This is a genomic window from Streptomyces sp. NPDC054786, from assembly GCF_053611685.1.
In genome coordinates, this window is record NZ_JBSHAW010000025.1 from 81,489 (window position 1) to 101,194 (window position 19,706).

Genomic DNA, 19,706 nt, shown 5'->3' on the forward strand with positions numbered 1-19,706 from the left:
GCCCGGTCACTCCTACTCGGAGGGCCGGGCTCGCGCCCGTCCGGGGTGCGCCGGGCCGCCGTTTGGGTCACTCTAGGTGTGCGCGCACTGTCCCAGAGTCAGGAGTCCGAATGCGTCCGACCGCACATGCTGCCCTCGGAGCCCTCGCGCTGGTCCTCGCCCTGCCGGCGCCGGCGGTTGCGGACGAGGCGGTAATCGGCGGAAAGCCCGCGCCGCTGTCACAGAGCCCCTGGGCCGTGGCTCTGGCTTCCCACGAGCGCTTCGGGGCCCAGCGCTCCGGACAGTTCTGTGGCGGTGTGCTCGTCGGGCACTCGACGGTGGTGACGGCGGCGCACTGTCTGAGCAAGGAGGTGCTGGGCGTCCCCTGGCGGGAAGTACGGGATCTGAGGATCGTCGTCGGACGCGACAAGCTCAGCGGTGGCGGTGGACAGGAGCTCAAGCCTGCAAAGATCTGGGTCAACCCGCGCTACAACAACTACACGAACGACGGTGACATGGCTGTCCTCACGCTGGCCAAACCGATTCCGAACCGGCCCATCCCGATAGCGGGACGGCAGGACAACGCCTACCGGGCCGGCACTGCGGCCACGGTCTACGGCTGGGGCGACACCACGGGCGGGGGCAGCTACGCGTCACGGCTGCGGGCGGCACACGTCAACGTGTTGCCTGATGCGGTCTGTGCGCGGGCGTATCCGGGCAGTGCCGACGGTACGTACAAGGCGCGAACGATGCTGTGCGCGGGGGAGCCGGACGGCGGCCACGACGCCTGTCAGGGCGACAGTGGCGGGCCGCTGGTCGTGCGCGGACGGCTGGTGGGTCTGGTGTCGTGGGGGACCGGCTGCGGTCAACGAGGCAGTCCGGGGGTCTATACGCGCGCCTCAGCGCTTCTCCCGGCGGTGTCCGCACACGGGGCCCACTGAGCGGCGCGGGGGCGTGAGCGCGCGAGTGCGGGCGGTGTCCCCTGTGGTGTCGGGGAACCGCCCGCGGTTACGGCGCTGGGCCGCTGCTCGCTCGTCGTGGATGCGAAGTGTCAGCGTTCCTCATCGGACGCGGACGCCGGAGAAGCGGTCAGCCGCTCCGTCTCGTCCTGTATTTCCGCGGCGATCTTCTTGAGTTCTGGCTCGAACTTGCGACCGTGGTGGGCGCAGAAGAGCAGTTCTCCGCCGGACATCAGGACGACGCGCAGGTATGCCTGGGCGCCGCAGCGGTCGCAGCGGTCAGCGGCCGTCAGCGGGCTCGCGGGTGTCAGAACAGTAGTCACGTCGCCTCTTCTCTAGCTCGACGAGCTGTCGTACCAGGGTCAACATCCAACCAGGCCGAAAACGTTCCCGCTCGTGCCTTTTCCTCGAAAAAATTCTCCGAGGGGGCCGGGTGCTGCCGGGTGGCGGCGAATGAGCCGTATTGCTTGGTGGTCTGATTCACGTTGGTTGTTGGATCTGTGTCCTCCCGGCCGGCTTGCCGGTTGTTGATGAGGACGTGCCCGGAGCCTAAATGGTTCATGCCTCGAAGGGAACGTGATGTGCACGTCACTCGGACGTCACCCCATCGAGGGATCGAACGTACGAGCGAAATTCTACTACCATGGGCATGCTTACGGGTGGCGTCACATCGGCTCTACCAGGCCTCGGTACCCTCTGACGGGCGACACCGCCACAACCGAGTCCGCGGAATGCGGACTGCCAGAAATTCAGCGAGGAGCGAACCGCGTGACCGCCGAGATGTCCGTGCCGTCCACCGCAGTGCTGACCGGGGCAGACCGGGACGGTTCCAACTACACCGCGCGGCATCTGCTCGTCCTCGAGGGGCTTGAGGCCGTCCGGAAGCGCCCCGGCATGTACATCGGGTCGACGGACAGTCGCGGCCTGATGCACTGCCTGTGGGAGATCATCGACAACTCCGTCGACGAGGCGCTGGGCGGCTACTGCGACCACATCGAGGTGATTCTCCACGACGACGGGTCGGTGGAGGTCCGGGACAACGGCCGCGGCATCCCCGTGGACGTCGAGCCCAAGACCGGCCTCAGCGGCGTCGAGGTCGTCATGACCAAGCTGCACGCCGGCGGAAAGTTCGGCGGCGGCTCCTACGCGGCCTCCGGCGGCCTGCACGGCGTCGGTGCCTCGGTCGTCAACGCCCTCTCAGCCCGGCTCGACGTCGAGGTGGACCGCAACAGCAAGACGCACTCGATCAGCTTCCGTCGCGGCGTCCCCGGTATCTTCACCGAATCGGGCCCCGACTCTCCCTTCGACCCGGGCAACGGCCTGCTCAAGGGCAAGCGGATCGCCAAGACGAAGACCGGCACCCGGGTGCGCTACTGGGCCGACCGGCAAATCTTTCTCAAGGACGCCAGGCTCTCCCTGGAGACGCTGCACGCCCGCGCCCGCCAGACCGCCTTCCTCGTACCCGGCCTGACCCTGGTCGTCCGTGATGAGCGCGGCATCGACGGCGCCGGCAAAACAGAAGAGATGTTCCGCTACGACGGCGGCATCAGCGAATTCTGCGAGTACCTCGCTCAGGACAAGGCCGTCTGTGACGTGCTCCGGTTGACCGGCCAGGGCTCCTTCAAGGAGACGGTGCCGGTCCTCGACGACCGCGGCCACATGACACCGACCGAGGTCACCCGGGAACTGGGCGTCGATATCGCGCTGCGCTGGGGCACCGGCTACGACACGATGGTCAAGTCGTTTGTCAACATCATCGCGACGCCCAAGGGCGGCACCCACGTCTCCGGCTTCGAGCGGTCGATCGCCAAGACCGTCAACGAGGTACTGCGGTCGAGCAAGCTGCTGCGCGTCGCGGAGGACGATGTCGTCAAGGACGACGCCATGGAGGGCCTCACCGCCGTCGTGACCGTACGACTCGCGGAGCCGCAGTTCGAGGGCCAGACCAAGGAGGTGCTCGGCACCTCCGCCGCCTCGCGGATCGTCGCCCAGGTGGTGAGCAAGGAACTCAAGTCGTTCCTGACCTCCACGAAGCGGGACGACAAGCAGCAGGCGCGCTCCGTCATGGAGAAGATCGTCGCCGCGGCCCGTACGCGCATCGCGGCCCGTCAGCACAAGGAGGCACAGCGGCGGAAGACGGCGCTGGAGTCCTCCTCGCTGCCGGCCAAGCTCGCGGACTGCCGTAGTGACGACGTCGAGCGCAGCGAACTCTTCATCGTCGAGGGTGACTCGGCGCTGGGCACCGCAAAACTGGCCCGGAATTCGGAATTCCAGGCCCTGCTGCCGATCCGCGGCAAGATTCTGAATGTCCAGAAGTCATCGGTTTCGGACATGCTCAAGAACGCCGAGTGCGGTGCCATCATCCAGGTCATAGGGGCTGGCTCCGGTCGTACCTTCGACATCGACGCCGCCCGCTACGGCAAGGTCATCTTCCTGGCCGACGCGGACGTCGACGGCGCGCACATCCGCTGTCTGCTGCTGACCCTCTTCCAGCGCTATATGCGGCCCATGGTCGTGCAGGGCCGGGTCTTCTCCGCCGTCCCGCCGCTGCATCGCGTCGAACTGATCAACCCCAAAAAGGGCCAGGAAAAGTACATCTACACCTACTCGGACAACGAGCTGCGCCAGACACTGCTCGAGCTCCAGCGCAAGAAGGTCCGCTACAAGGACAGCATCCAGCGCTATAAGGGCTTGGGCGAAATGGACGCCGACCAGCTCGCCGAGACGACCATGGACCCGCGCCACCGCACCTTGCGCCGCATCAACATCAGCGACCTCGAAGCGGCGGAGAAGGCCTTCGACCTCCTCATGGGCAACGAAGTCGCCCCCCGTAAGGAGTTCATCACCAACTCCGCTGCCACTCTGGACCGTTCTCGCATCGACACCTGACCGGACCGCAGCTCCCGAAGGGCGCCTCTCCACCCCTGGGTGGACGGGCGCCCTTCGGCATTTCCACCCGGTGCCCACCCTGGCTCCGATCCGGCCGCCAGCGCCGCTCCATAGCGTCGGGAACGTTGAATTTCCCGTCCCACGAAGGGCCTAGGTCATGAGCGGCTTGCTCAACATCGTTGTGATCATCGCGGCGGTTGTATGGGTGTTCGTCCGGCAGTGCACGGCGCAGCGCGTCACGTCGGAGGGCAAGAAATGGTGGCTGATTCCGGCCGTTCTGACGGTCCTGGCGGTGCGGCAGCCCGGCCTCCTGGACCCCGGGCACCACACGGCGTCCGTCGTCCTGCTCGGCGTGGAGATCCTTATCGGGCTGGCCTGCGGTGTCGGCTGGGCCTGGACGACGCGCATCTGGACGGACGCGGACGGAGTGGTGTGGAGCAAGGGAGGCTGGGCGGCGGCCGGAGTGTGGCTTTGCGGCATGGCGCTGCGGCTCGGCCTCATGGGCATCGCCGCGGCCATGGGCGTCCACCAGGGCAGCGCGGCAACCATGCTCTCCGTTGCCGCGATGCTGCTGACCCGTGCCGGTGTCACCACCTGGCGGGCCCAGGCCCTGCGGCAGACGTACCGTGTCCCTGTTGCGGGCTGACGCCTCGCGCGCGCAGTGGAAAGGACCGTACGTGCCGCTGAACTCCTGGACGAGCTGGCCCCTGCCGGAGTCACTGTCCCGTGAGGGCATCAGCGACGTCCGGGTATGGATCGGCCGGTCGGTGCGTGTCGTGGTGGTCGCGAGCCTGGTGTGGACCACCCTGGCGGGGCCGGGCTTCACCGGCTGGGGGCTGGTGGCGGCGTGCGCCGGTATGGCCGTCACCATCGTGGCCTTCCGCGGCTTTTTCCGTACGACGCGGGCACGCCGTCTGTGGCCGTCGATCTGGCTGTTCGCGGTACTGGAGGCGGCGGCCTTCGGCTTCGAGTTCGCCGGGGCGCGGACGCCCGCGATCGTCCTGTGGTGTGCCTGTGCCGTCATCGCCATGCAGCGGCTTCCGCTGAGTGCCGCGGTGCCGTGCTCCGCCGCGGCCCTCGGTGCGTACGCAGTGGTGGACCACGGCAACTGGATCACGACCGCCGCGACCACCGCGGGTCTGGCGCTGGCGGGTTATGTCGTACGGATGGATGCCGAGGCGCGCGGCAACGCCCAGCGGCTGCTGGCCCAGGAACGGGCGGCCCGCAAGGCGGAGGCCGAGTCGGCGGCGCTCACCGAACGCGGGCGGATCGCACGCGAGATCCACGACATCCTCGCCCACAGCCTGAGCGCACAACTGGTGCACTTGGAGGCGGCGCGGCTGCTGATCCAGCGCAGCACCGATCTCGAGGACGACCGTGACCAGCTCCTGGACCGGGTGGTGGCGTGCCGCGGGATGGCCCGTGATGGGCTGGAAGGCACCCGCGAGGCGCTTTCCGCGCTGCACGGGGAGACGGCCCCGGTCGAGGACTTTCTGCGCCGCCTGACGGCCGTTGAGGGCGTTCGGCTGGAGGTGGCGGGAGAGCGCCGCACCTTGCCGGCCGAGGCAGGTCTCGCGGTCCGCCGGGTCGCCCAGGAGGCGCTGACGAACGTACGCAAGCACGCCCCAGGGGCACGGGTGAGCGTGCGGCTGGAGTACACGAGGGACGACGTGGGGCTGGAGGTACGTGACTTCGGTGGCCGCGGCAAGCCCGGGGAGCTCGCGAACAGCGGCTCCGGGTACGGTCTGCTCGGGATGCGGGAGCGCGCCGAACTCCTCGGCGGAACGCTGGATTCCGGCCCTGACGAGGAGGGTTTCGTGGTGCGGCTGCGGGTGCCCGCATGACGGCACGCACGGTGACACGGGTGGTGGTCGCCGATGACCAGACGGTGGTGCGCGAGGGGATCGTGATGCTGCTGGGGCTGCTGCCGGGCATCGAGGTCGTCGGATCGGCCGCGGACGGCGAGGACGCGGTCCGCCTCGTCGCCGAACTCAGCCCCGACGTCGTGCTGATGGACCTGCGGATGCCACGTTGTGACGGTGTCGAGGCCACCCGGCGTATCCATGCCGAGCACCCCGGTACCCAGGTCGTGGTGCTCACCACCTATGCGGACGACGACTCGCTCTTCCCTGCCCTGCAGGCCGGCGCCCGTGGCTATCTGACCAAGGATGCGGACGGCGATGAGATCGTCCGCGCCATCGACGATGTGCTCTCGGGTGAGGCCGGTCTGTCACCCAAGATCCAACGCAGGCTGCTGGAGCGCTTCACAGCGCCCGTACGACCCATGCCGCAACCGTCGGAGGAGCCGCCGGACGGGCTGACCGCCCGCGAGGTGGAGGTGCTGCGGCTGGTGGCCGAGGGCCAGTCCAATCCGGAGATCGCGCGCACGCTGCACGTCTCCACCGCGACCGTGAAGACCCACATCAACAATCTCTTCGCCAAAGCAGGGTTGCGGGACCGGGCCCAAGCCATCCACTACGCGTACCGCCACGGCCTGGCCCAGCCTCCCGGATAGCCCCATCACCTGATGGGGTGAAGGGTTCGGAATGAAGAGTCCCGGATCTTCCTTTCTGTCCAACCTTGGGTCGCACGGACAACAGCCCCGTGCACCAAGGAGAGTTCGGTGGACAAGCAGGACGGCCGCTCGGCCGGTGAGCCGGGGGGCGTACGGCTCGACGACCCCTGGTACGACGCTCTCGCCTCCGGGTGGGGCGAGCTGGAGGGCGCGACGGAGGCGGCGGGCGAGTGGGAGAGCAGGCAGCGACCCCGGCCGGTACCAGTACCGGAACAGCGGGCCGCGTCGCATGACGAGATCTACCTTGCGGTGCAACGAAGCGCGGCCTTCCAGGAGGTGCGCCGCCGCTACCGCCGGTTCGTCCTGCCCGGCACGGCAGTCTTCCTGGCCTGGTACCTCGCCTATGTGATCGCGGCGACCGCCGCGCCCGGCCTCATGGCCCACCGCGTCGCCGGCGCCCTGAACATCGCGATGCTCGCCGGACTCGGTCAGTTCGCCACGACGTTCCTGCTCACCTGGGCGTACGCGCGCCACGCCCGGCTGCGCAGAGACAGCGCGGCGCTCGACATCCGCTGGGAGACCCAGGAACTCACCGGAGGGAACGTCAGGTGACCGACGACCACCAGACCCTCGCCTTGGTCCTGTTCAGCGTGTTCATCGCCGTCACCCTGGCGATCACCACCTGGGTGAGCCGTCGCAGGCACGGCTCCGCCGAGGAGTTCTACGCGGGAGGGAGGCTCTTCTCGCCGATGGAGAACGGTTTCGCCATCGCGGGTGACTACATGTCCGCCGCTTCCTTCCTCGGCATTTCCGGACTGATCGCCCTCTTCGGCTACGACGGCCTGCTGTACTCGGTCGGCTTCCTCGTCGCCTGGCTCGTCGTCCTCTTCCTCGTCGCCGAACTGGTCCGCAACTGCGGCAGGTTCACCCTCGCCGATGTCGTCGCAGCCCGCATGCGGGAACGCCCCGTCCGTATCGCGGCCGGCGCGGCCTCCGTCACCGTGTCGGTGCTCTATCTGGTGGCACAGATGGTCGGGGCAGGCAGTCTGGTCGCTCTGCTTCTGGGGGGCGCGGACCAGCAGGCCCGTACCTGGATGGTGATCGGCGTCGGTGCCTTGATGGTGGTCTACGTCGCCTTCGGTGGGATGCGCGCCACGACCTGGATCCAGATCGTCAAGGCCGTGCTCCTCATGGGCGGCGCCATCGCCCTGACCGTCCTGGTACTGGTCCGGTTCCACGGCGACGTCAACGTGCTGCTGAGCACCGCCGCCGAACGCAGCGGCCACGGCCGCGACTTCCTCGCACCGGGTCTCAAATACGGTGACGACTGGACCTCTCGGCTGGACTTCATCAGCCTTGGCGTCGCGCTCGTCCTGGGGACGGCCGGGCTGCCGCACATCCTCTCTCGCTTCTACACCGTCCCCACGGCGCGCTCCGCCCGTCGATCCGTCGTCTGGTCCATCGGGCTGATCGGTGGCTTCTACTTGATGACCATCGTGCTCGGATTCGGTGCTGCGGCGGTGCTCGGCAGCGACGCCGTAAGGACGTCCAATACAGCCGGCAACACCGCCGTCCCGCTGCTGGCCCTCGCCCTGGGAGGCGGCGCAGGTTCGACCGGCGGCACGGTTCTCTTCGCCGTAGTGGCGGCAGTCGCGTTCGCCACCATCCTGGCCGTGGTCGCCGGCATTACGCTCGCCTCATCGGCCTCCGTCGCGCACGACCTGTATGCCTCGCTACGGCGTCCGCGCGGCACGGCGCAGGACGCCCAGCGTGCCGAGGTGGCCGTGGCGCGCATTGCGGCGGTGGCTGTCGGCGCGGTCGCGATCGGCCTCGCCCTGCTCGCCCAGGACTTGAACGTCGCTTTTCTGGTGGGTCTGGCCTTCGCCGTTGCCGCGTCGGCCAATCTTCCGGTCCTGCTGTACACGCTCTTCTGGCGCCGCTTCACGACCCGTGGCGCGGTGTGGTCCGTATACGGCGGTCTGATTCCGGCGATCACCCTGGTCGTTCTCTCACCGGTGGTCTCCGGCAGCCAGGAGTCACTTTTCCCCGGAATGGACTTCGCCTTCTTCCCACTCGACAACCCCGGTGTCGTATCGATCCCGCTGGGCTTCCTGATGGGCTGGCTGGGAACGGTGCTCTCCCCGGAGGCCGCCGATGAGGCACGGCATGCAGAGACGGAGGTACGGGCGTTGACCGGGGCGGGGGCGGCTTAGAGCCTGTTCGAGATATCAGGATCGGACCGGTCCTGACGCCGGAGCGGACGGGGCGGGGCGCGGCAGCCGTGCGGTGCTTGGTTGCCGCGCCCCGCCCGTGTGCCGCGGATTCCCGTGCCCGTTGCACATGCGTTGCGTTGGTTCTCCTGGCTAGACCCACTCGTAGCGGTGCTCGGGGCGGCCGGTCTCGCCATACCTGAGTGTGAGACGCACCCGCCCGGCGCGTTCCAGGAGTTTGAGGTAGCGCTGTGCGGTCTGTCGGCTCAGCCCCGCCTGGAGGGCGACGTCCTGCGCCGACAGCGGGGCGTCCGCGGAGCGCAGCACCGAGCGCACACGGTCGGCGGTGGCGGTGGAGTGCCCCTTCGGCAACTCGGCGGGGCCCGCGTTGGCGGCCCCCAACGCTCCGAAGATCCGGTCCACTTCGGACTGCTCCGCCTGCCCGCCCCCCGCGAACGTTCGGTGCAGCGCGGCGTAACCCATCAACTTGGAGCGCAGGCCTGCGAAGGTGAACGGTTTGACCAGGTACTGCAGCGCGCCGTGGCGCATCGCGGCCTGCACGGTGGCGATATCGCGAGCCGCCGTCACCATGATCACGTCGGTGAGCAGGCCACGCCGCCGCAGGTCGCCGACCAGTTGGAGCCCCGTTTTGTCGGGGAGGTAGTGGTCCAGAAGGATGAGATCGACAGCGTGCGTCTCGAGGGCTGCAAGGGCCTCGGCGGCCGTGTGCGCGAGGCAGCTGACACGGAAGCCCTGGACCTTGGCGACATATGCCGCGTTGATCTTCGCGACGTGCACATCGTCGTCGACGACCAGAACGTCGATCATCGGCCGGCCTCCGTGGCGCCTTCGGGGCGAAGAGTGCCCCCCTCGTCCCGTCTGGTGGGGTGGGTGCCCGTGACTGCTTCCTGGATGGTTGCTTCACGCGCTCCGGAAAGCTCATCGGAGAGTGCATCGGGGACCGTCACGGTGAACACCGCACCGCCACCGGGACGCTCGCCGACCTCGGCGCTGCCTCCGTAGCGCTCAGCGAGACGCCGTACGAGCGCCAGGCCGATGCCGCGTTGCCCGTGGGCCGGCGGTTCCTTGGTCGTCCAGCCCTCGGTGAAGATCTCTGCACGACGTTCCTCGGGCACCCCCGGTCCGTTGTCGCTGACGCGCACGATGACGGTGCGCCCGTCGGCGCGGACCTCCGCCTCCAGTTGCGCGTCGCGCTCGCCCGACGTGGCGTCCAGTGCGTTGTCGACGAGGTTGCCCAGGACGGTGACCAGGCTGTGCGGGTCGACCAGGCGGTCGGGCAGGTGCGTGTGGGGGGAGAGGCTCAAGGAGACGCCGCGCTCGGTGGCGACGGTGGCCTTGCCCACCAGGAGGGCGGCCAGCAGCGGATCATGGATGCGCTCGGTGACCTGCTCCGCGGTCGCCCGATGCACGCCCACGGCCTGCGTCACAAAGTCCACCGCCTCCTCGTGCAGCCCGAGTTCGAGCAGGCCGAGGAGGGTGTGCAGCCGGTTGGCGTGCTCGTGGTCCTGGGCACGGAGGGCATCGATGAGGCCACGGGTGCCGTCCAGTTCGCGCCCCAGCCGCTCCAATTCAGTACGGTCGCGCAGGGTGATCACTGCACCGCCGTCGTCGGTCGGCATGCGGTTCGCCACCAGGACCCGCTGCCCGCTGACAGCCAGCAGGTCCGCCCCCGAAACGCGGCCGGCCAGGACGTCGGTCGTACGGCCCGGAGGCAGGGCCGCGTCCAGGGGGCGGCCGGTGTCCTCGGCACGGAGATCCAGGAGGCGCTGCGCCTCGTCGTTCATCAGGCGGATGCGGCCGCTCTTGTCGAGCGCGAGGAATCCTTCCCGGATGCCGTGCAGCATCGCCTCCCGCTCGACGAGCAGCGCGGAGATGTCGGAGAACGCCAGGTCGTGGGTGCGGCGCTGGAGCCGGCGGGAGACGAGATAGGCGGCGAGTGCGCCCACGGCGAGCGCCCCGCCCGCGTAGGCGAGCAGCTGCGGGACGGTGGAGAGCAGCCGTTCCTGCACGCTCTCGTACGCGATGCCGACGGAGACAGCGCCGACGACCTTGCCGTACTCGTCACGGAGCGGGACCTTGCCGCGCGCGGAACGGCCGAGGGTGCCCTCGTCGATCTGCATCACCTCCTGGCCGGAGAGTGCGGCACTCGGGTCGGTCGAAACGTGGCGTCCGATCTCATCCGGGTCGGTATGGGACCAGCGCACGCCCCGCTTGTCCATGATCACCACGTACTCCGCGCCGGTGGCGGCGCGAATCCGCTCCGCCTCGTTCTGCACGGGGCCGTGGCGCGTCGGACGGGAGGACTCCAGCGCATCGTCGAGGCGGGGCGCGGCCGCGGTGGTCTGCGCAATGGCGAGAGCCCGTCGCATCGCCTGATCGTCGAGCTGTGCACTGAGCGGGGCGAGGAACAGGCCGGTCGCCAGGGCCGTGACACCGGTGGCGATGGCCAGCTGCACCATGAGCACCTGGGAGAACACCCGCCGCGGCCATCCCAGCCGGGGCCTTGTCCGGCGCGTTGCGTGGGCGGACGGTCCCTGGTCGGCCGGGACCGGAGTGTCTGGCGCTGGCCGACCGTCAGCCGTGGGGGCGCTGTGGCCCGGCTCGTCGCTGGTCGTGCCGGGGGCCGTACTGGCGGGAAATGGTGCGGAGCCCGAGGGCTCGGCGGCGCTCGGGCGGGGAACCGATGCTTCCTTATCGCCCATACGCACGAACAGTAAGCGTGTGGATGGGCTGGCCGGTAATCCCTGACGGGGCGAATTCGGAGGGTGTCCGGGCGGCGACTCGAAGGTGACTTCGAGGGTCGCGAGCCGCACTACCGTCTCCTGCTGCCGCCTTGGTGGGAGGTGGGCGTGAAGAGCGCCCACCATCATGACCGCCCACGCCATGGCGTGGGCAATCACCGCAACGGCGACGGCGTTGCGACTCACGGCCGCGCCGCCGGTTCCTTCCGCTCGGGGCTCTCGGCCTTCAGTTCATCCGTGCAATCCCCAGCAGCAGGCCGTCGATGCGACCATGTCCCGTCGTCTCGCCGAGCGGTGGCAGACGGCTGGCTCCAGTGACGAAGACGCAGGTCAGGCACTCGTCACGGGGGCGGGGGAGAGTCGGGAGGAGTTATCCACAGACCTTTCGGTCGCGGAGTGTGCGCACGTAATCTCTCATGGTGAAGCTGTTGGGTTGGTTTTGCGCCGGCGGTGAGGGGCCGACCGGGGCAGGGCGAAGTGCGCGATGGGGCGTGCGGAAGGGAGCGGCTGTGCGGTCGACGGGGGAGGGTCACGGGGTCTGGCGCAAGTCGTGGAGGGCGGCGGGTTGTGTGCCGCTCGGTCGGCGGGCCAAGGGCGGACGAGCCCGGCACAGGTGGTCGGTGCGACTGGATTGCCGTCTCACCTGGTCGTGGAGCAGCCACCCGCTGCCGGGCGCCGTACGCGCGACCGGCGCGGCCTCATGCGGCCGGAACGATAGCGGGGTTCCGGACGGACGCCGGCTCGGTCCGTATGAGGGTCCGCACCTGTCCGCTGAGGCGGAAACGGGGGGTGGGGGCGTGCGGAGTGGTGACGTACCCGGTGAGAGTCCGGGGAAGTCCGCCAGGTCACCTGCCGACGGCCTGGGCCGTCCTTTGAGGCATGCCGCTCACCGCGCTGATCGAGACAACCGTCATACGCGCAGGTGGACCGAGCGGCGCACCACAGCTCGCGGGCGCCGCAGCACCATCGGCCCGCTGTTCGACGATGACCTGCCAGATGCGGCCGTCGGAGTGCGCAACGGTGACCGCCCAGGCGGCGGAGGCTCCGGCAATGGCCGTACTGCCGGGCGTCATGCTGTCGGCAGACTTCGGTTCGGGCCACACCGTGTCGGTCCGTACGACATCGAGTGCGTCCGCCAGGTCCTCCCCGATCAGATCACGGATCGCGAGGTCGGCCGCCTGGCCCGGCCGGTCCCAGGCCGAGCGGCCACGGGTGTGGTCCACCGTGATCCGTCCGTCGCGCGCCGCCTCCACGGCCTCCTTGACCAGGGGGGCCGAGGCGCGTCCGTAGGCGTAGCCGTAGGGGAGGACGAAAAGGGTGGGGGAGAAGCGGTGGCCCCCGATGTGGGTGACCTCCCAGGCCTCGGTTCCGCAGGCGGCGAGTTCGGCGGCCAGTGGGCGGCCGAGCAGGGCGCAGCAGCGGTCCCGCTTGCCGTTGGTGCACACAAGGACCAGGGGATCACCGATGTACGGCTCCCAGAGGCCGTGGTGCTCTCCCGCTCCCAGGGACGCGAAGTCCAGCCCGAGGGCCGCCTGCGGGTCGGTGACGGTGGTCGTACGGATCCAGGAGCGTCCCGGCGCGGTGTGCGCGAGGAACAGCCGCCGCCGGGAGGCCCCATGGCGGTCGGCATGGCGTCCCGGTCGGCGGATCAGGGCGACGCGTACGTCCGTCCCCGCTGCCGCGGCCTCCAAGGCCCGGCCGACGTCAGGGTCGAGGTGACTGTCCGTCAGCGCATGGGTGCCCCAGGGTCCCGGCTGCTCGATGAGCAGCCAGGTGCGGGCAGGGGCCGCGGTCCCGGCGAGAGATTCGGCCGATTCACGAGAAGTGGTGGCGCAGGTACTCACATAGGTGAGCCTAACCTCATCTGTCCTGTGCCGGATTCCGGGTGGGTGCCCAGAGGGGTGATGGCGAACGGAATGCCCCGTGGTGGCGAGTCCCCTTCGCGTGAGGTTCGGCGATGCCAGGACATGCCGTATCGGTGCCGGTGCTGCCGGAGTCCTGGGTCTGCCCGGGGCGGACCACCCTGCAGTACTTCCGGTCACGGTAGCGGCTGAGGTGGGCGGGGGCCGTGGTACAGGCCGCTGGGGCGCATGCGGAGGGGCGGTTCGGTGTATTCCTCCAGGGCGTGGGCGATCCAGCCGGCGGTGCGGGAGATGGCGAAGACTGTTTCGCCTGCCTCTGCCGGCATTCCCGTTGAGACGGTCAGTACGGCCAGCGCCAGGTCGACGTTGGCATGCAGCTCCGTGTGCCGGGCCGTGGTGGTGATCACTTGGCGGGCGGCCTGCAGGGCGGGGCGGGCCTGCGGTACGTCCTCCAGGAGCCGGAACAGGGCACGGGCCCGTGGGTCCTCGCCCGGGTAGAGGAGATGGCCGAGCCCCGGTACCTGGCGGCCGGCCCGGAGATGGTCTGCGACCACGGCAGCCGCGCTGCCCCGGTCCAGTACCTCCAGCAGCATCCGGTGGGCGAGTCCGCTCGCCGCACCGTGCAGCACGCCGTCCAGTGCCCCGAAGCCGGCCGAGACGATCGCGTATGGATGGGCACGGGCGGAGGCGGCGACCCGGACCGCGAACGTCGAGGCGGCGAGATCGTGGTCGATGAGCAGGACCAATGCGGCGTCCAGGACACGGAGTGCCGCGGCGTCGGCCGGTTCCGAGGTCAGCTGCGACCAGAGGCGCGTGGCGAGGGGGTCGGTAGCGCGCTGCTCGGGGGTGTGCGACGGCAAGGCGTCGACGAGGGTCGGGATGAGGCTGCGGGCGGTGCCGACGACGGTGTCCTCCGACAGGTCGAATCGGAGCGGGTCGGCGGCCGCCGCGGCGATTGCGGCGACCCGTAGCCGGTCCATCGGCCCACTGTGGGCCGGCAGTGCTTGTACGGCACGCCGGGCAGCCGACAGTGCGTCCTGCGGCGCTGTGAAGTGGGTGCCGGGGCGCAGTTCACCCGTCCACAACCACTCGGCGACTTCCTCGTAGCTGTAGTGGGCGGCGAGTTCCGATGTGTCGACGCCGCGGAAGTAGCAATGGTCGCGGTCGATCAGTGTGATGCCCGTACGGACGGCCAACTCGCCGCCGGAGACGGACGGTTCGCGGCGGCCCGCCCGGCGGGCGAGCGCGTCGACCTCGTTCGCGTCGAAGGTGCTGCCCCGGGCGCCCGGCTCGCGACGGCTGGTCAGCTGGCCGCGGCTGACATAGGCGTACACCGTCTCCGGCTTCACACCCAGCCGGTCGGCTGTCTCTCGGGTGCTCAGTCGCTGCCCGCCCGTGTCCTGCGCCGTGTCTCGATCCGCCATGAGGTCACCGTATCCAGGCTCATCCACATTGATTCAATCAATATTGACAACAGTTGAGTCAAGCATAGACAGTCTGATCAATATTCGGGTGAGGAAGAGCAAGGAGACCAGCCATGGCGAGCGCCGAGGCGAACACACTGATCGATGCGCCCCGTGGACTTGCGGGCGTCATCGTCACCGAGACCCAAGTGGGCGACGTTCGGGGCATCGAGGGCTTCTACCACTACCGCCAGTACTCTGCCGTCGAGCTGGCGACGGCCCGCACCTTCGAGGACGTCTGGTACCTGATGTTCCACGGGGAGCTGCCCGACACGGCGCAGCTTGCGGCTTTCAGGGCCGAGACCGCAGCTCTGCGCACACTGCCCACGGCCGTACGCGACGCGCTGCCCGCCCTCGCCCATGCCGGCGTGCTCTCCGGCCCGCTCGCCGGGCTGCGCACCGCGCTGTCGCTGCTCGGCGCCTCAGCCGGCTTCCGGCCGTTGTACGACATCGACGCGGCCTGCCGACGCGCTGACGCGCTCGCCGCGTGCGCCGCCGTACCGACCCTGGTCACCGCGCTTCACCGGCTCGGCCAGGGCCTGCAGCCCGTCGAGCCTCGCGCAGATCTGAGCTACGCCGCCAACTACCTCTACATGCTCACCGGCGACGAGCCGGAGCCTGTCCGGGTCCGGGCCATCGAGGCGTATCTGATCTCCACCATCGACCATGGCTTCAACGCCTCGACCTTCACCGCACGCGTCATCGCCTCCACCGGTGCCGACCTCGCGGCCTGCCTCGTCGGCGCCGTCGGCGCGCTCTCCGGGCCGCTGCACGGCGGTGCGCCCGGCCGCGCCCTGGACATGCTCGACGCCATCGGCACACCCGACCGCATCGACCCCTGGATCCGCGACCGCGTCCTGAGCGGCGACCGGATCATGGGGTTCGGTCACTCCGTCTACCGCACCGAGGACCCGCGCTCCAGGATGCTGCGAGGTATTGCCCAGCAGTTCGGTGGGCCGCTGGTGGAATTCGCCGTCCAGGTGGAGGCGAGGGTCGAAGAGCTGCTGTCCGAGCTCAAGCCCGGCCGAGAGCTGCACATCAATGTCGAGCTCTACGCGGGCGTCGTCATGGAGCTGTGCGGACTGCCACGCGAGATGTTCACGCCCACCTTCTGCGCAGCCCGCGTGGTCGGCTGGAGCGCCAACATTCTGGAGCAGGCTGAGGACTCGAAGATCATTCGTCCAGCGGCCCGGTACGTCGGCCCGCCCCCGCCGCAGCCGCTGCCCGTCGCCGTGTCCCGCTAGCCGGAGGGCCGTAGGTGGTGCGGGGGTGAGCCGGGCTCGTGTCGCCGGCCTTCCGTTACGATCGACAGCTCGTCCGCCGCCGGTCCGCGCGGCCCGCCACCCGCACCATGGAGGCGCCCCCTTGGCCACGCAACAGATCCCGGTCGTCGTGCTCGCGGGCTTCCTCGGGTCGGGCAAGACCACGCTGCTCAACCATCTGCTCGGCACCGGCGACGGCACCCGTATCGGCGCGATCGTCAATGACTTCGGCAGCATCGAGATCGACGCCATGACCGTCGCCGGGCAGGTGGACTCGATGGTCTCGCTCGGCAACGGCTGTCTGTGCTGCGCGGTCGATACCAGCGAACTGGACACCTACCTGGAGCGCCTCGCCCGCCCCGCCGCCCGTATCGACGTGATCGTCATCGAGGCCAGTGGGCTGGCCGAGCCGCAGGAAGTCATCCGGATGATCCTCGCCAGTGACAACGACCGGATCGTCTACGGCGGGTTGATCGAGGTCGTCGACGCTGCGGAGTTCGAGGACACCAGGGCCCGGCATCCCGAACTGGACCGGCATGTGGGTATCGCCGACATCGTGGTGCTCAACAAGGCCGATCGCATCGGCGACGCGGCGCGGCAGCACCTCATGGACACACTCGCGGACCTCGCTCCCGGCCGGCCCGTGATCTGCACGGCGTACGGGCGGGTCGATCCCGAGCTGTTCTTCGACCGTGGACCGGGGGAGGACCACGACGCGGCCGTGCGCCAGCTGTCCTTCGAGGACCTGCTGCGCGAGACCGCGGCGAACGGGGACCCCGCGCACGGCTCAGACGACCGGTGCGACCACGCCGATCACATGCACCATGCAGGTCACCTTCACGCCGCCTACCAGAGCGTGGAGTTCACCTCCGCCGAACCGATGCATCCGCGCCGGCTCATGGAATTCCTGGACAGCCGCCCTGCCGGCCTCTACCGCATCAAGGGCTTCGTCCACTTCGACGTACCGGAGAACCGCCAGAAGTTCACGGTGCACGCCGTCGGTGACTTCCTGCGCTTCTACCCCGCACCGTGGCCGAAGGGCGAGGAACGGTGCACCCGGCTCGTCATGATCGGCAGCGGTATCGACGCACCCGCCCTGCACAAGGAGCTGGGCAACTGCCGCGAGAGCGCACCGTCGGATGCCGACCAAAACAGCATGTGGGGCGTGCTGCGGTACGTGGCCGCACGCGAGGACACCGAAGACGAGTGACGCCGTCGGGCCGCTTCTCCACCGGCCCGACGGCGTCTCCCGCAACTGTCACGCGCCTGATGACACCGGCCCCGCCAGCACCGCCACCGGCTTCGTCAGCGGCAAACCCGAGCCGTCCCGCCGCGGGTCCACCTCCGGCATTTCGACCGGAGCGCCCTTGGCATCCGCGGCCCGCACCGGAGCCGGCCCGACCCATGCCTGGATGAGGACGTCCTCGCCCTTCAGGAACCGCTGGCAGCGCACACCGCCGGTCGCCCGGCCCTTGCGCGGATACTGGTCGAACGGGGTGAGCTTGGCCGTAGCCACCGAGTCGTCCAGCGTGCCGTGCGAGCCGGCAACCGTGAACACCATGGCCTCGGAGGCCGGATCGACCGCGGCGAACGCGATCACCTTCGCGCCCTCACCCAGCTTGACGCCCGCCATGCCACCCGCGGGCCGGCCCTGCGGCCGCACCTGCGACGCCGGATAGCGCAGCAGCTGCGCCTCGTTGGTGACGAAGACCAGATCCTCCTCACCGGTGCGCAGCTCGGCCGCGCCCACGATGCGGTCGCCGTCCTTGAGGGTGATGACCTCCAACTCCTCCTTGTTGGCGGGGTAGTCGGGCACCACCCGCTTGACGACGCCCTGCTCCGTGCCGAGCGCCAGGCCCGGCGAGGACTCGTCCAGCGTCGTCAGACAGATCAGCTCCTCGCCGTCCTCCAGCGTCACGAACTCGGAGAGCTGCGCGCCACCGGAGAGACTGGGCGCCGCCGCGGTCTCCGGGAGCTGCGGCAGATCGATCACCGAGATCCGCAGCAGCCGGCCCAGCGACGTCACCGCGCCCACCTCGCCGCGGGTCGTCGCCGGGACCGCAGAGACGATCACATCGTGCTTGACGCGCTTGGCATCGGCGTCGAAGGCCACCTCCCCTGTGACCGTACGCGCCAGCAGCCCCGTCGAGGACAGCAGCACCCGGCACGGGTCGTCGGAGACCTCCAGCGGCACCGCGCCGACCGAGGTGCCCGCGGACTCCAGCAGTACCGTCCGCCGGTCCGTGCCGTACTTCTTCGCGACCGCGGCCAGCTCGCCGGACACCAGCTTGCGCAGTTCGGCGTCCGAATCCAGGATCTGCGTCAGCTTCTCGATCTCGTCCTGCAGCCGGTCACGCTCCGACTCCAGCTCGATACGGTCGAACTTGGTCAGCCGGCGCAGCGGGGTGTCGAGGATGTACTGCGTCTGGATATCGCTCAGTGAGAACCGCTCGATCAGCCGCTCCTTGGCCTGCGTGCTGTTGTCGCTGGAGCGGATGAGCCGGATCACCTCGTCGATGTCCACCAGGGCCGTCAGCAGGCCCTCGACCAGGTGGAGACGGTCGCGCCGCTTGCCGCGCCGGTACTCGCTGCGCCGCCGCACCACATTGAAGCGGTGGTCGACATAGACCTCCAGCAGCTCCTTGAGGCCCAGCGTCAGCGGCTGGCCGTCCACCAGCGCGACGTTGTTGATGCCGAAGGACTCCTCCATCGGCGTGAGCTTGTAGAGCTGCTCCAATACGGCCTCGGGGTTGAAGCCGTTCTTGATCTCGATCACCAGCCGCAGGCCGTGCTTGCGGTCGGTGAGGTCCTTGACGTCTGCGATGCCCTGGAGCTTCTTCGAGCCGACCAGGTCCTTGATCTTGGAGATGACCTTCTCGGGGCCGACCGTGAAGGGGAGTTCGGTGACGACCAGACCCTTGCGGCGCGCGGTGACGTTCTCCACCGTGACCGTCGCACGGATCTTGAACGTGCCGCGGCCCTTCTCGTAGGCGTCCCGTACGCCGCCGAGGCCCACGATCCGGCCGCCCGTCGGCAGATCCGGACCCGGCACGAAGCGCATCAGGGTGTCGAGATCGGCGTTGGGATGCTTGATCAGATGGCGGGCGGCGGCGATCACTTCGCCCAGGTTGTGCGGCGGCATGTTCGTCGCCATACCGACGGCGATGCCGGACGTGCCGTTGACCAGGAGGTTCGGATACGCGGCAGGGAGGGTGACCGGTTCCTGCTCCTGGCCGTCATAGTTCGGTGCGAAGTCGACGGTGTCCTCGTCGATGGACTCCGTCATCAGGGATGTCGCGGACGCCATCCGGCACTCGGTGTACCGCATCGCGGCGGGCGGGTCGTCATTGCCCAGCGAACCAAAGTTGCCGTGGCCGTCAACCAGCGGGAGCCGCATCGAGAACGGCTGCGCCATGCGCACCAGAGCGTCGTAGATCGACGCGTCGCCGTGCGGATGGAGCTTACCCATCACCTCGCCGACGACGCGGGCGCACTTGACGTAGCCGCGATCGGGCCGCAGCCCCATCTCGTTCATCTGGTACAGGATGCGGCGGTGCACGGGCTTGAGACCGTCGCGGGCGTCCGGCAGGGCGCGCGAGTAGATGACCGAATACGCGTACTCGAGGAAGGAACCCTGCATCTCGTCGACGACGTCGATGTCGAGGATCCTCTCCTCGAAGTCGTCCGGCGGCGGGGTCTTCGTGCTGCGGCGGGCCATCGCGGCTGCGGCTCCTTCTGCTGCGTCTACTGCCGAGGTCGGGGAGGCGACATCGGAACAACGGTCAACCAGTCGGGTCAACCAGCT

The 19,706-nt window shown here is 69.2% G+C and carries 15 protein-coding genes; 9 read left to right on the plus strand and 6 right to left on the minus strand.

All coding sequences use genetic code 11. The annotated features are described in order from the left end of the window. Positions 1–110: 110 nt before the first annotated feature. Positions 111–920, plus strand: coding sequence for a serine protease (locus ACWGI6_RS21910; RefSeq protein WP_453269077.1), 810 nt, complete (start codon positions 111–113; stop codon positions 918–920). A gap of 110 nt (positions 921–1,030) precedes the next feature. Here the strand turns inward: ACWGI6_RS21910 and ACWGI6_RS21915 are convergent, their stop codons facing one another. Continuing rightward, positions 1,031–1,261: a DUF7455 domain-containing protein gene (locus ACWGI6_RS21915; protein WP_003981845.1), complete on the minus strand. Its 231-nt coding sequence runs from the start codon at positions 1,259–1,261 to the stop codon at positions 1,031–1,033. Between the two features lie 445 nt (positions 1,262–1,706). On the opposite strand from ACWGI6_RS21915, the gene ACWGI6_RS21920 reads away from it, so the two are divergent. The 6 genes from ACWGI6_RS21920 (at position 1,707) to ACWGI6_RS21945 (ending at position 8,555) form a co-directional block, all read left to right on the plus strand. Then, positions 1,707–3,827, plus strand: coding sequence for a DNA gyrase/topoisomerase IV subunit B (locus ACWGI6_RS21920; protein WP_453269078.1), 2,121 nt, complete (start codon positions 1,707–1,709; stop codon positions 3,825–3,827). 157 nt (positions 3,828–3,984) lie between these two features. After that, positions 3,985–4,473, plus strand: a complete 489-nt coding sequence (locus ACWGI6_RS21925; protein ID WP_453269079.1) for a DUF1453 domain-containing protein — start codon at positions 3,985–3,987, stop codon at positions 4,471–4,473. A gap of 31 nt (positions 4,474–4,504) precedes the next feature. Further along, positions 4,505–5,671, plus strand: a complete 1,167-nt coding sequence (locus tag ACWGI6_RS21930; protein ID WP_453269080.1) for a sensor histidine kinase — start codon at positions 4,505–4,507, stop codon at positions 5,669–5,671. Further along, entirely contained in the window at positions 5,668–6,342 is a 675-nt protein-coding gene (locus ACWGI6_RS21935; RefSeq protein ID WP_453269081.1) for a response regulator transcription factor, read from the plus strand. The genes ACWGI6_RS21930 and ACWGI6_RS21935 overlap by 4 nt, the downstream gene beginning before the upstream one ends. 108 nt (positions 6,343–6,450) lie before the next feature. Continuing rightward, positions 6,451–6,954 carry a DUF485 domain-containing protein gene (locus ACWGI6_RS21940; RefSeq protein WP_453269082.1) on the plus strand — a complete coding sequence of 168 codons (504 nt, stop codon included), beginning with the start codon at positions 6,451–6,453 and terminating at the stop codon, positions 6,952–6,954. Then, on the plus strand, positions 6,951–8,555 hold the full coding sequence (locus tag ACWGI6_RS21945; RefSeq protein WP_453269083.1) for a solute symporter family protein: 1,605 nt from the start codon (positions 6,951–6,953) through the stop codon (positions 8,553–8,555). The genes ACWGI6_RS21940 and ACWGI6_RS21945 overlap by 4 nt, the downstream gene beginning before the upstream one ends. 150 nt (positions 8,556–8,705) lie before the next feature. Here the strand turns inward: ACWGI6_RS21945 and ACWGI6_RS21950 are convergent, their stop codons facing one another. From ACWGI6_RS21950 to ACWGI6_RS21965, 4 genes are all read right to left on the minus strand, one after another. Beyond that, positions 8,706–9,380 carry a DUF7342 family protein gene (locus tag ACWGI6_RS21950; RefSeq protein WP_453269084.1) on the minus strand — a complete coding sequence of 225 codons (675 nt, stop codon included), beginning with the start codon at positions 9,378–9,380 and terminating at the stop codon, positions 8,706–8,708. Then, entirely contained in the window at positions 9,377–11,032 is a 1,656-nt protein-coding gene (locus ACWGI6_RS21955) for a sensor histidine kinase (RefSeq protein ID WP_453269113.1), read from the minus strand. Before ACWGI6_RS21955 ends, ACWGI6_RS21950 begins: the two co-directional genes overlap by 4 nt. Positions 11,033–12,159: 1,127 nt before the next feature. Next, positions 12,160–13,158: a sucrase ferredoxin gene (locus ACWGI6_RS21960; RefSeq protein ID WP_453269085.1), complete on the minus strand. Its 999-nt coding sequence runs from the start codon at positions 13,156–13,158 to the stop codon at positions 12,160–12,162. A gap of 194 nt (positions 13,159–13,352) precedes the next feature. Further along, entirely contained in the window at positions 13,353–14,600 is a 1,248-nt protein-coding gene (locus ACWGI6_RS21965) for a citrate/2-methylcitrate synthase (protein ID WP_453269086.1), read from the minus strand. A gap of 113 nt (positions 14,601–14,713) precedes the next feature. Between ACWGI6_RS21965 and ACWGI6_RS21970 the strand changes: the two genes are divergently transcribed. Then, positions 14,714–15,883, plus strand: a complete 1,170-nt coding sequence (locus ACWGI6_RS21970; RefSeq protein ID WP_453269087.1) for a citrate synthase/methylcitrate synthase — start codon at positions 14,714–14,716, stop codon at positions 15,881–15,883. A gap of 121 nt (positions 15,884–16,004) precedes the next feature. After that, positions 16,005–17,111, plus strand: coding sequence for a CobW family GTP-binding protein (locus tag ACWGI6_RS21975; protein ID WP_453269088.1), 1,107 nt, complete (start codon positions 16,005–16,007; stop codon positions 17,109–17,111). A gap of 48 nt (positions 17,112–17,159) precedes the next feature. On the opposite strand, the gene ACWGI6_RS21980 is transcribed toward ACWGI6_RS21975, so the two are convergent. Then, positions 17,160–19,619, minus strand: coding sequence for a DNA gyrase/topoisomerase IV subunit A (locus ACWGI6_RS21980; protein ID WP_453269089.1), 2,460 nt, complete (start codon positions 19,617–19,619; stop codon positions 17,160–17,162). Positions 19,620–19,706 lie beyond the last annotated feature (87 nt).